The organism is Clostridioides sp. ZZV14-6150, from assembly GCF_020657875.1.
Taxonomy (GTDB): domain Bacteria; phylum Bacillota; class Clostridia; order Peptostreptococcales; family Peptostreptococcaceae; genus Clostridioides.
Genome location: NZ_JAGWDA010000002.1, coordinates 475,594 through 488,882, shown reverse-complemented (window position 1 = coordinate 488,882; position 13,289 = coordinate 475,594). Strand labels below are relative to the sequence as shown.

Genomic DNA, 13,289 nt, shown 5'->3' with positions numbered 1-13,289 from the left:
ACAATGTTTTTCAATTTAATGCTATTAGACTAATTAATATTACAGAGGGGAAGAAGTGTATGTTTAAATTAATTAAATATTTAAAGAAGTCAGCCTTATCAATAGTAGTAATAGTATGCTTATTGGTGGTTCAAGCAGTATGTGACCTTTCTTTACCAAAATATACATCTAATATAGTAAATATAGGTATACAGCAAGGTGGAGTAGAAAACTCTGTTCCATCTATAATTAGAAAAAGTGAACTAGATAAGATTACTTTATTTATGGATAAAGATAATAAGGATAAAGTATTAGATAATTACACTTTACTGAATAAGGAAGATTACAGCAAGTATAAAGATAAGTATCCAAATTTAAAAGACGAATCTCTTTATGAGTTAAATACTAAAGACAAAGATACTATAGATGAGTTAAATAGTATTTTTGGTAAATCTATTTTAATTGTATCAGGTCTTGAAGGAGATAGTAAAGAAGTAAAAGCAATGAAATCTCAGATAATGAGTCAACTTCCTACACAAGGGACTCAAGGTGAAGAAGTTGATATATTTAAAGTGTTATCAATGATGCCAATAGAACAACTAGACAAATTAACTAAAGAGATGAGCAAAAGCTTTGAAAGTATGCCAGAAAGTATGATAACACAAAGTTCAGTATCATATGTAAAAGCAGAATATGAAAAAATAGGTATTGATACAGAAAATATGCAAAATAATTATATCTTACTTACTGGTGCAAAAATGCTTGGGATAGCTATGATTAGTATGGTAGCTACAATTACAGTTGGATTTTTAGCAGCAAGAGTAGCAGCAAGTGTAGGAAGAAATTTAAGAAGTGGAGTTTTTAGAAAAGTTATGTCATTTTCAAATAGTGAAATGAATGAGTTTTCTACAGCATCACTAATCACTCGTAGTACAAATGATATTCAACAGATACAAATGTTGATGGTTATGCTACTTAGAATAGTTTTTTATGCTCCAATAATGGCTATAGGAGGAATAATAAAAGTTTTAAATACTAATACTTCAATGGCTTGGATTATAGCAGTTGCAGTAGTAGCTATTTTATCTTTAATAATTGTATTATTCTCAGTTGTTATGCCTAAGTTTAAATTGGTTCAAAAGCTTGTTGATAAGTTAAACTTAGTAAGCCGTGAAATAATTACAGGTATTCCAGTTATCAGAGCTTTTAGTACTGAAAAACATGAAGAAAAAAGATTTGATGAAGCAAATAAAAATTTAACTAAAACAAATCTTTTTGTAAATAGAGTTATGACATGTATGATGCCTGCTATGATGCTTATAATGAACCTTATTACAGTTCTTATAGTTTGGAGAGGTGCATATAGTGTTGATTCTGGAGCAATGCAAGTTGGAGATATGATGGCATTTATACAATACACAATGCAGATAATAATGTCATTCTTGATGATATCAATGATATCTATTATGCTTCCAAGAGCGTCTGTTTCAGCTACACGTATAGATGAAGTATTGGTATCAGATATAAGTATCAAAGACCCAGAAAAATCAAAAGTACAAGAATTTAAAGAAGATAAAAAAGGTCTTGTTGAATTCAAAAATGTTTCATTCATGTATCCAGATGCAGAAGAAGCTATATTGACAGATATATCCTTTACAGCAAAACCAGGAGAAACAACTGCATTTATAGGAAGCACTGGTAGTGGGAAGTCTACTCTTATAAATTTAATTCCTCGTTTCTTTGATGTTACTGAGGGGGAAATATTATTTGGTGGAGTTAATATAAAAAATGTTTCTCAACATGATTTAAGAGAAAAAATTGGATATGTACCTCAAAAAGGAGTATTGTTCTCTGGTACTATAGAATCCAACTTGAAATATGGTAGAAAAGACGCAACAAATGAAGAAATGAGAGCTGCAGCTGAAATAGCTCAAGCTACAGAATTCATTGATTCTAAACCAGAAGCTTTTAAAACTGAAATTTCTCAAGGTGGAACAAATGTCTCTGGAGGTCAAAAACAAAGACTTTCTATTGCAAGAGCAATAGCAAAAAATCCAGAAGTTTATATATTTGATGATAGTTTTTCGGCTCTTGACTTAAAAACTGATGCAGCTCTTCGTAAAGCTTTAAAATCACAAACTGCTGAGAGTACAGTATTAATAGTTGCACAAAGAATTAGTACCATCTTGCATGCAGAACAAATAGTTGTTTTAAATGAAGGAAAAATAGTTGGAATAGGAACACATAAAGAGCTTCTAAAAAATTGCGAAGTTTATGAGCAAATAGCTTTATCACAACTTTCAAAGGAGGAGCTAGCTAATGAGTAGAATGGGAAAAGGTCCTATGGGAAAATCTATAGGAGCAGGACAAAAAGCAAATGACTTTAAAGGGACCATGCGAAAACTAATTGCATACTTATCTAAATTTAAAATATCAATAATTTTGGTAATTGTATTTGCTATTGGTAGTGCATCGTTTTCTATAGTAGGTCCAAAAATTTTAGGTAAGGCAACTACAAAGATATTTGAAGGATTAGTGAGCAAAGTTTCTGGAGGCAATGTAGGTATAGATTTTGATGCAATTGGAAAAATTTTAGCATTATTACTTTGCCTTTACTTGGTAAGTGCACTATTCTCTTTTATACAAGGATTCATAATGAGTGGAATTTCTCAAAAAGTATCCTATAATTTAAGACAAGAGATTTCAGTAAAACTAGATAGATTGCCAATGAAGTATTTTGACACTAAAACACATGGTGAAATACTATCAAGAATTACAAATGATATAGATACTCTAAATCAAAGTTTAAATCAAAGTATGACACAACTTATAACATCAGTAACAACTATGATAGGTGTTTTGATAATGATGCTATCTATAAGTGGTATTATGACATTAGTGGCAATTTTAATATTACCAATATCAATGTTTGTAATTTCAAGAATAGTAAAGAAATCACAAAAATACTTTAGATCTCAACAAGAATATTTAGGGAATGTAAATGGGCAAGTTGAGGAAACTTATAGTGGTCAAACAATAGTAAAAGCATTTAATCGTGAAGAAGAAGCAATTAATGAATTTGATAAATTAAATGATAGTTTGTATAATTCAGCATGGAAATCTCAATTTTTGTCAGGGATAATGCAACCACTTATGATGTTTATTGGAAACTTAGGGTATGTAATGGTATCAATCTTAGGAGGTTGGCTTGCAATCAAGAAGACAATTGAGGTTGGAGATATACAGTCATTTATACAATATGTAAGAAACTTTACACAACCAATGACTCAGATTGCACAGGTTGCTAACTTACTACAGTCAACAGCAGCAGCTTCTGAAAGAGTATTTGAGTTTTTAGAAGAGGAAGAAGAAGACCAAGTTGTTGAAAATGCAGTTTCAATAGATGGTTTAGAAGGTAAGATTGATTTTGAAAATGTCAATTTTGGATATAATTCAAATAAGACTATAATAAATGATTTCTCAGTAAATGTTAAACCTGGTCAAAAAGTTGCTATTGTTGGACCTACAGGAGCAGGTAAAACTACTATAGTTAAGCTTTTAATGAGATTTTATGATGTTAATAGTGGTTCAATACTAATTGATGGTCATAATATTAAAGATTTCAATCGTAGTGAGCTTAGAGAAATGTTTGGTATGGTTCTTCAAGATACATGGTTATTTAGTGGCTCGATTATGGAAAACATAAGATATGGTAAACTAAATGCTACAGATGAAGAAGTTATAGAAGCAGCTAAATCTGCACATGTTCATAGATTTATCAAAACATTGCCAGATGGATACAACATGAAATTAAATGAAGAAGCAAGTAATGTTTCTCAAGGTCAAAAACAATTATTGACTATAGCTCGTGCCATTTTAGCAGACCCTAAAATCTTAATATTGGATGAAGCTACAAGTTCTGTTGATACTAGAACAGAAGTATTAATTCAAAAAGCTATGGATAATCTTATGGAAGGTAGAACAAGCTTTGTTATAGCACATAGATTATCAACTATACGTGATGCTGATATGATTCTTGTTATGAATGAAGGAGATATAGTTGAACAAGGAAACCATGAGGAACTTCTAAAGAAAGGTGGATTCTATGCTAATCTTTACAATTCTCAATTTGAAGAAGACGAAGCAATGTAGTAAGAATTTACTTTAAAATATTAGTATCGTTATGAGATAAATATAGAATAAACTAGGTAGATAAGATTATATTTTGTAAGATATAATCTTATCTATTTTTTATGTATTTACAAAGTATGTATTTTGTTATAATATATAGTAAGGAAAATGTTGGAGGTGATTATCAAAATGTATATTTAATCGTATTCTTTAAATTTTATTAATAATAAAATTTAATTTTAATAGTTAACAATTATGTAAAGTTGTGTATTTTAGTTACTTTTATTAGTTGTGTAAAAAACTACTTAAATTTAAGAATTGGGTTAAATATAATATAATAATCACATATTAGTCAACTAGATTGGCATATTTTTAATATATATTTAGAATTTTAATCCTTCTTATAATGTAAGTAGCTTGTTTTGTATTACTTAGATTTATAAGGAGTTTTTTTATTCAAAAAACTACATAATATAATTGAGGAGAGGTGTTTTAAAGTGATTTTTTATATAAGATTAAGAAAATAACGCACGATTATGGTTATTATAATATTAAATTAGAAGTATAATTTAAGGATAAAATTAAACAAGCAAATTCTTAACGAATTTAATTATAGAGCCATAATCTCGTGCTATATATTAAATAAAAAATAGTATATAAGGAGAATATGGATATGGCAAAAAAAGGAATAATAGTAGGACTAAATATAAATAATAAATCTGAGGATTTTAATGAACTAGTGATTGAGCTTGAAAACTTATGTTTAGCATGTAATATTGATGTTGTAGGAAGTATAACTCAAAATGCAAAGCAGGTTAATAGAGCATATTATATTGGTACAGGTAAAGTTGAAGAATTATTAAATTTAATAGAGCAAGAAAAAGCGGATATAGTTGTATTTTATAATGAGCTTTCTACATCACAGCTTAAAAACCTTGAAGAAAAATTTAACTGTGAAATTATAGATAGAACAGCATTAATACTTGATATATTTGCACAAAGGGCAAAAACTAGAGAAGCCAAGCTTCAAGTGGAAGTAGCAAGCTTAAGATATATGTTACCAAGACTTATAGGCTCAAATGAAAATTTAGGGCGTCAAAGTGGTGGAGTAGGTACTAAAAATAGAGGTTCTGGTGAAAAGAAATTAGAGCTTGATCGTAGAAGAATAGAAGAAAAGATAACTTCTCTAAACAGGGAATTAGATGATTTAAAATTCCAACGAGAAACTCAAAGAAATATGAGAAAAAAATCGAATCTTCCAAATGTAGCTTTAGTTGGATATACAAATGCTGGAAAATCTTCAATAATGAATGAATTAGTTGATATATTTAAAAACTCTGAAGAAAAGAAAGTATTTGAAAAAAACATGCTATTTGCGACATTAGAAACTTCTATTAGAAACATAGTTCTTCCAGATAATAAAGAATTTTTATTGTCTGATACAGTTGGATTTGTAAGTAATCTACCACATGATTTAGTAAAAGCATTTAGGTCAACATTAGAAGAAGCATGCGAAGCAGATGTGTTATTACATGTTATTGATGTTTCAAATCCAAGCTATAAAAATCATATTAAAGTAACAGAAGATACTTTAAAGCAAATTGGTGCAAATGATATCCCTATAATAAATGTTTACAATAAAATTGATTTAGTTCAGGAAGAATTATTAAATGATATTGTAGATGATATAGGCAAGGAAGGGATATTTGTTTCAGCCAAAAAAAATATAAATATAGACAAAATGATAAAATGTATTTGTGATAGTATATTTAAAGATTATGTAAGATGTAAGCTTTTGATTCCGTACAGTGAAGGGCATGTAGCTTCTTATTTTAATAATAATACAAGTGTCATAAATACAGAATATATGGAAGAGGGAACTCTTTTAGATGTAGAATGTAGTAATATAGAATATAACAAGTATAAAAAGTATGTTTTAGAATAAACTTTGTAAAAGGTATTGTAATCTAGAATTTACTTAAAGCAGTTAATTTAGAGTTAAGTTGTAAAATTATTATAAATTATAATTTGTATAAAGCGGTATAGCTATCTAAGCTATACCGCTTTATTATATATAATAAAAAATAAGATTATTGACATAAAAGTAATTAATTAATATAATATAAGGTAACTAGTTACTGATTATAGCTACTATCAATATTAAGGAGATAATTGACATGAAAAATACAGTGATAATTTATAAAAGTAAGTATGGTTCAACAAAAAAATATGCTAAATGGCTTTCAGAATCATTAGCTTGTGATATTTTTGAAATTAAGGATATTAATCTAGAAAAGATTATAGATTACAATACAATTATTTTAGGAGGAGGTCTTTATGCTTGCAATATAGCAGGAATTTCTTTTTTTAAAAAGCATTATGAGAAATTAGCAGGTAAAAATCTAATTGTTTTTGGTGTAGGAGCATCTCCATATGATGATTCAGTGATAAGAAAATTGAAAGAAGTTAATTTTAAGGATAAGTTGAATAATATTCCTTGTTTTTATTGTCGTGGTGAATGGGATGAAACAAAAATGTCATGGCTTGATACTACTCTTTGTAGTTTTCTTAAAAAGTCAATAGCTAAAAAACAACATCAGGGTTTTAATCCAATAGAAGCTCCTTTATTATTGGGAGAAGATTTTGATTGGTGTGATAAAAAGTATCTAAATCCAATACTTGATTATGTGGATAAACTTCAAAACACAAATTTATAACTATATTGTAGTTTATAGAGTAGTTAATTCTTAAAAATACAATTTCTTTATTAGTTCTCCTGTATCTAAAAGGGGGGGCTTTTTTTATTTGTAAATTTATGTTATATTGATAAGAATTTATTATTGTATAAAAATGATATTAATAGAAATTTAAACAATTTGTTTTAAAAATAGAGTAGTCTAAATTCTTAAAGAGGGGGTTTTAAATAGTGGATATAAATAAGCTAGTAATGATGCAAAGGGAATACTATAATACAGGTAAAACAAGAGATGTATCATTTCGTTTAGAACAGTTAAAAAGGCTAAAGTCAGCTATATTACAAAATGAAGATAAAATACTTGTGGCATTAAAACAGGATTTAAATAAATCAAATTTTGAAGGATTTATGACAGAAGTAGGTATTTTATATAGTGAGTTGAATTTTGCTATAAAAAATATAAAAAAATGGAGCAAAACGAAAAGAGTTCGTTCAAGTATGGTCAATTTTCCATCTATATCTAAGATTATTCCTCAACCTTATGGTGTCACACTTATAATGTCACCTTGGAATTATCCATTTCAATTAGCTCTTATACCATTAGTTTGGTCATTAGCAGCAGGAAATTGTGCAATAATAAAACTTTCTGAGTACTCTGTATCAACTTCACATATAATTAAAGATATACTTGAAAGTATATTTTCAAAAGAATATATTGCAGTAGTTCAAGGTGACCAAGAAGAAAGCGAAAAAGTACTTTTAGAAAAATTCGATTATATATTTTTTACAGGAAGTACTGCTGTAGGTAAAGTAGTTATGAAAGCAGCATCAAAGCATTTAACTCCTATAACTTTAGAGCTAGGAGGAAAAAGCCCTTGTATTATATTAGAAGATGCAGATATAAATCTTACTGCAAAAAGATTGACATGGGGAAAACTAATAAATGCAGGACAAACTTGTGTAGCTCCAGATTATATTTTAGTACATGAGAATAAAAAAGATGAGTTAATAGAGAAAATAAAATATTATATTGAACAGTATTTTGGAGAGAATCCATGTGATAATGAACAATTTCCTAAAATCATAAATGAAAAACATTTTAAACGTATAATATCCCTTATTGATATGGAAAAGGTAGTATATGGTGGTAATTATAATAACCATACATTAAAAATAGACCCAACTATAATAGGTGATGTTAGTTGGGATGATGATATAATGAAGGAGGAAATATTTGGACCAGTATTTCCTGTTTTGACATATAAAAACTTAGAAGAAGCTATACAAGAAGTTATACAAAGACCAAATCCACTAGCTCTTTATATATTTACAAAAAATAAGTATCTGGAAAATAAAGTTTTAGAAATGATTCCAGCAGGAGGATGTTGTGTAAATGATACAGTTATCCATATAGCTACTAATTACTTACCATTTGGGGGTGTTGGTGAAAGTGGTATGGGCTCATATCATGGTAAAGCAGGATTTGATACATTTACTCATTATAAAAGTGTATTAAAAAAATTAAATTTAGATATTCCTATTAGATATGCACCATATAATGATAAATTAATTAAAATTCTTAAAAAAATGATGTAAACTATATTGTAGAAAAAATACAAATCAAATTAAAAATATATATTTTGATTATATTTTATCAAATTAAAAATTTTAATTTGGCATATTTGTTATAAAAGTAGTAATTTTGTGATAAAATTTAATTATATAGAAATAAGGAGGAACAAATGAAAATTAATTGGAATACAAAGTACACGACAATAGCAATTTATACGTTTATAATAGCTGCTTGTAGTATTATATTCTATCTTGTATCATCACAAATTGATGTATTCTCTAACAATTTAGATATTATGTTTACAACATTACAGCCATTTATAATAGGGTTTGCTATTGCATATCTTCTGAATTTTATTCTGAAATTTTATGAAGAAAGGCTTTTTATCAAAAGTGAAAAATTAAAAAAACTAAAACAAAAATCAAAAAGAGGATTGGGCCTTTTATTAACATATGCAACAGCTGCATTGATACTCTACTTATTTATGCAATTCGTATTACCTCAAGTAATTGAGAGTATTGTTGGATTAGCAAATGATATACCTATGTATGTAAACAACGCAACTAAGCTTCTTGATAAATTAATGACTGATTTAAATCTTGATGAACAATACTTTAATTTAGCAGTAGATAAATGGAATGAATTTGTCACATACATTATAAAATTTGTAACAGACTTAATACCAATATTAGGAAACATGTTGAAGAATATAGCTTCTAGCATATGGAATATTGTACTAGGATTGATTGTTTCAGTATATTTACTAATTGATAAAGAAAAATTCTATGGATTAAGTAAAAAAATAACTTATGCACTTTTTACAGAAACACAAGCTGCTAAAATTCTAGAATTAACTCACAGAAGTAACTATACATTTGGTAGATTTTTAGGTGGTAAGATATTAGATTCATTTATTATAGGTATTTTGACATTTGTAATACTTACAGTAGTAAAAATGCCATATGCATTATTAATATCAGTAATAATTGGTATTACAAATATTATTCCATTCTTTGGACCACTGTTTGGAGCAATACCATCTACAATAATAGTAATGTTTGTTTCTCCAATACAAGCACTATGGTTATTGTTAATTATATTAATAATACAACAAATAGATGGAAATATTATAGGACCTAAAATACTTGGAGACTCAATTGGGATATCTGCATTTTGGATTTTATTCTCATTGTTGGTTGCAGGTAAATTATTAGGCTTTGTTGGAATGGTAATAGGAGTTCCTCTATTTGCAGTAATTTATTCTATAATTAAAGATGTTATTGAGGGTAAATTAGATAAAAAGGGGTTACCAACAGATACTTCTGATTATATGTAGTTAAAAATATATAAATTAATAAAATATTTAAAGCACTGAGACAGCTAAAATCTTGGTGCTTTTTAGATAATAAATTCATTATAGAAGAGGTGTTTTTTGTGGCATTTATAGAATGTAAATTTAAATCAAAATATACAGGAGGAGAAACTGATATAATCGTAGTTTTACCTGTAGCAAATGGAAAAGAACTTTTTACTGGTAAAGAAATATATGATTTTGAAGGTAAGTTTAAAACTTTGTACTTATTTCATGGGCTGGAAGATGACCAAAGTTCATGGATTAGATACACTAATGTAGAACATTATGCCAAAAGTAAAAATATAGCTTTAGTAATACCAAGAGTAGAAACTAGTTTTTACACAGATATGGTGTATGGACATAAATATTTCACCTTTGTAAGTGAAGAGCTACCTAAATTTGTTAGAGCTATATTTCCTTTATCAGATAAGAGAGAAGATAATTTTGTAGCTGGGATGTCTATGGGAGGATATGGGGCTTTAAAATTAGCACTTTCAAAACCAAATGAATTTTCAGCTGTAGCAAGTTTTTCTGGTTCACCTGATATGATTCACGAGTTGGAAAATCAGCAAATAGAAACAAATGCTGATATTCTATTCCATGACTTTGGAAAACCAAAAGATGCTAGAAATAGTGAGAATGATTTACTTTACATACTTAAGAATCTTAAAGAGAGTAATAAAGATATTCCCAAAATTTATCAATTTTGTGGTGATAGGGATTTTTTATATAAGAATAACCAAACCTTTAAAAAATATGCAGAATCTTTAGATGTTGATATTGTATATGAAGAGTGTGTTGGTGGTCATGAATGGCGTCTATGGGATTTGTGGATAAAAAAATTTATAGATGTAATTGGATAAGTACTTTATTGTCATTAGGGCAAAACACTATAAAATATTTTTAAACGTAATAAAGACTGAAATATTAAAATGCAATTATGATTTCAAAATTTCAGTCTCTAAAAAGTTCAATAAAATTTTATTAAGTTCTTATGCGAGTTATTATTGGAGTAAAATTATCAACTATATCTATATAGTATTTACTTAATTCCTCTAAAATATCTTCGCATAAATCAGTGCTGTGACCAAGGTTAATTAGAAACTGTTTTGTAAAATATTTTATTACAGATTGAGAAGATATATCATATTTATGTGAAGTATAGACCCTAATTATCTCTGGTTTCATAGCGAGTATACCAATACAAGAAAGTATCAATTCGTCATGTTCTATAGATTCTTTTTCATTAACATATCTTTTCATGACCATTTCAGTTACACTTCGTTGATAGCTTAAAATAGCTTCCTCATAAGCTATATCTAAATAAAAGTTTCTATACGCTTCATTTTTTAAAAGAAAACAAAGGTCAGCATTCATAGCAAGAAAGAACATCATCATTGTACCTTCTTCATGATAATTATAGATTAAAGATTGCATTTCATTCCTTATATCTTCATATATTATAGCTCCGATTTCACTTTTACTTGAGAAATAATAACTTATTAAGCCTAAATTTATATTGGCTCTTTCTGCAATTTGCCTAGTTGTTGTCTTGTGATAACCTTGTTCAAAAAATAATTCTCTAGCAGCACTTATAATACTAGCTTTTGTTTCCTTACCTTTTTCTGATTTTGACATATTTACTGTGTATACCTTTCTTTTCAATCTTTTTTTGAAAATTTGCTAACTATAAGTATCGTAACCGAACCACCTATTATAGGTACTAGGATTCTGTCAAAGACAGTGAGGATGCCAATCATATTTAAAAATGCTAATATTGCACTTACTATAACAGCACAGATAGCTCCTTTTTTTGTAGCACCTTTCCAGGAAAGACCAATGACAAATGGTGCAAATATTACGCCTGTACATAATGGTGCTGGCCAAAACAATAGTTCTAATAAACTGTCAAACTTGAGTGCTATAACTGCTCCTATTATAGCTGTTAAAGCTGAGGCAATTTGAGAGTATTTAAGAGTATTTTTTAAATCATTAAACTCTATATTAGGATGCAATAATTTATTATAAATATCTCTCGATATTATGGCACTCATTGAGGTCATTAATGAGTCAGCTGTAGACATTATGGCAGCTAATATAGCAGCTAAGAATAATACCGAAATTAAAGGAGGTAGAGTTGTTGATATCATTTGAGGTAAAACCTGAACAGATGATATGTTTGGAAATAAACTACCACCAATAGCTCCAATTATGCCTATAGGGAAAGCAAGAAATAATAGTATAAATCCTGCAATAACACTGCTTTTAACTGCATTTTTAGCATTATCAGCACATTGGTATCTCAAAAAACTTTCATAAGAAAATATTGAGCCTAAAACCAATGGTAAAACTGTATACATAAAATCACTAAGCGACTTATTTCCTGGGAAGAATGGTTCTTTTACCATTGATTGTAACATAAGTAAAGGGTTGTCGCCAACTAATTTTAAGCTTATATAAGCCACTATTGGCAAAAATACTACACAAATAGCTAGTTGAATAAATGCTGATACTGCAACTCCCCACATTCCTGATGCATAAGTATATATAATGATTACTATGACTCCTACAATTACAGCTATATCATAAGGAATACCAAATGCAGTAGATACAGAACCAAAAGATATTAATTGACTGCCCATAATAGCTAATATTGATATTGGTGTTACAAGACATTGATAAGCTCTTAAGAATATACTATGACCATATCTAGTTTCAATATAGTCAGCAGGTGTTATATCACAGGATAAGCTTCTTAATTTTCCTGCAAAAAATGCATTTACAAAACAAGCTAAAGCCGCACCTATAGTAGAGTACATACCAACCCATAGTCCTCTTTCGGCTCCCCATTGAACTCCACCAACCAAACATCCTCCCCCAAAAGATGTAGCAGCAATAGTTGCAGCAAGTATGGGTAAAGGAAGATTTCTACCCGCAATTAGGAAATCGGATGCTGTTTTAACTTTTTTAGAAAAATAAAAACCAATCCATATGTACACTGCACACGTAGCAATTAAAAGTAACATAATTTTTTCTCCTTATATAATATTTTTTAAATAAAATTTATAAAATATATTTTAAATATATTTTAAATATATTTTATATAAAAGTAAGACAATATTGATTTTAACTGGCTTTGGATTAGTGTAGCTACAATAATTTAACATATGATGTTATGTAAAAGTTAGATAAAATAAGAAAATTGAAAATTCTGAAATTAAAGATTATAATAAACGTTTACTTGATATATTCTTTTTTTGTAATTGTAACATGCTTTTATTTTAAAATCAATAGTACATGTATAAAAATAAAAGGGATTTAAAAGGCGGAAAAATATTTTTAATATCTACTTGTAGTATATAAATATAGCATAAAAATTATTCTTGAATAAATTTATGATGATTTAAAATAACTAGAATTTTGATGAAATAATTTGAAATATATGTTTTAGTGCCACTTTAGATGCATATATTAATAAAAATATATATTTAAATTAAGTATAAATGCCTTTTTAGTTCATTTAAGTAACAAAAAAATAAATCCAAAAAGTGTTTGAC

Annotated in this window: 9 protein-coding genes; 7 read left to right on the top strand and 2 right to left on the bottom strand. The window is 28.0% G+C overall.

What is annotated here, in order from left to right:
• Positions 1-59 precede the first annotated feature (59 nt).
• The 7 genes from KGF41_RS04690 to KGF41_RS04660 all read left to right on the top strand — a co-directional run bounded on the left by KGF41_RS04690 (position 60) and on the right by KGF41_RS04660 (position 10,595).
• Positions 60-2,306, top strand: coding sequence for an ABC transporter ATP-binding protein (locus KGF41_RS04690; RefSeq protein ID WP_227856406.1), 2,247 nt, complete (start codon positions 60-62; stop codon positions 2,304-2,306).
• Positions 2,299-4,131, top strand: coding sequence for an ABC transporter ATP-binding protein (locus tag KGF41_RS04685; RefSeq protein WP_227434881.1), 1,833 nt, complete (start codon positions 2,299-2,301; stop codon positions 4,129-4,131). The genes KGF41_RS04690 and KGF41_RS04685 overlap by 8 nt, the downstream gene beginning before the upstream one ends.
• A gap of 652 nt (positions 4,132-4,783) precedes the next feature.
• Complete coding sequence (gene hflX, locus KGF41_RS04680; RefSeq protein ID WP_413840276.1) at positions 4,784-6,055, top strand: GTPase HflX; 1,272 nt, start codon at positions 4,784-4,786, stop codon at positions 6,053-6,055.
• A 232-nt stretch (positions 6,056-6,287) separates the two neighbouring features.
• Positions 6,288-6,827, top strand: a complete 540-nt coding sequence (locus KGF41_RS04675; protein WP_227842339.1) for a flavodoxin domain-containing protein — start codon at positions 6,288-6,290, stop codon at positions 6,825-6,827.
• A 209-nt stretch (positions 6,828-7,036) separates the two neighbouring features.
• The gene (locus tag KGF41_RS04670; RefSeq protein ID WP_227828832.1) at positions 7,037-8,401 is read left to right on the top strand and encodes an aldehyde dehydrogenase; all 1,365 of its coding nucleotides are present in this window, start codon (positions 7,037-7,039) and stop codon (positions 8,399-8,401) included.
• Positions 8,402-8,547: 146 nt separating this feature from the next.
• Positions 8,548-9,714, top strand: a complete 1,167-nt coding sequence (locus tag KGF41_RS04665; protein WP_227828831.1) for an AI-2E family transporter — start codon at positions 8,548-8,550, stop codon at positions 9,712-9,714.
• A gap of 98 nt (positions 9,715-9,812) precedes the next feature.
• Positions 9,813-10,595, top strand: coding sequence for an alpha/beta hydrolase (locus KGF41_RS04660; protein ID WP_227856405.1), 783 nt, complete (start codon positions 9,813-9,815; stop codon positions 10,593-10,595).
• A 121-nt stretch (positions 10,596-10,716) separates the two neighbouring features.
• Here the strand turns inward: KGF41_RS04660 and KGF41_RS04655 are convergent, their stop codons facing one another.
• Together KGF41_RS04655 and KGF41_RS04650 are read right to left on the bottom strand one after the other, a co-directional pair.
• Entirely contained in the window at positions 10,717-11,370 is a 654-nt protein-coding gene (locus KGF41_RS04655) for a TetR/AcrR family transcriptional regulator (RefSeq protein ID WP_227828829.1), read from the bottom strand.
• 23 nt (positions 11,371-11,393) lie between these two features.
• Entirely contained in the window at positions 11,394-12,758 is a 1,365-nt protein-coding gene (locus KGF41_RS04650) for a sodium:solute symporter family protein (RefSeq protein WP_227828828.1), read from the bottom strand.
• Positions 12,759-13,289: the final 531 nt, after the last annotated feature.

Excerpts from the sequence above, each read along its gene's own strand:
- KGF41_RS04690 (WP_227856406.1), top strand. The coding sequence starts at position 60 with ATGTTTAAATTAATTAAATATTTAAAGAAGTCAGCCTTATCAATAGTA.
- KGF41_RS04685 (WP_227434881.1), top strand. The coding sequence starts at position 2,299 with ATGAGTAGAATGGGAAAAGGTCCTATGGGAAAATCTATAGGAGCAGGA.
- hflX (WP_413840276.1), top strand. The coding sequence starts at position 4,784 with ATGGCAAAAAAAGGAATAATAGTAGGACTAAATATAAATAATAAATCT.
- KGF41_RS04675 (WP_227842339.1), top strand. The coding sequence starts at position 6,288 with ATGAAAAATACAGTGATAATTTATAAAAGTAAGTATGGTTCAACAAAA.
- KGF41_RS04665 (WP_227828831.1), top strand. The coding sequence starts at position 8,548 with ATGAAAATTAATTGGAATACAAAGTACACGACAATAGCAATTTATACG.
- KGF41_RS04655 (WP_227828829.1), bottom strand. The coding sequence starts at position 11,370 with ATGTCAAAATCAGAAAAAGGTAAGGAAACAAAAGCTAGTATTATAAGT.
- KGF41_RS04650 (WP_227828828.1), bottom strand. The coding sequence starts at position 12,758 with ATGTTACTTTTAATTGCTACGTGTGCAGTGTACATATGGATTGGTTTT.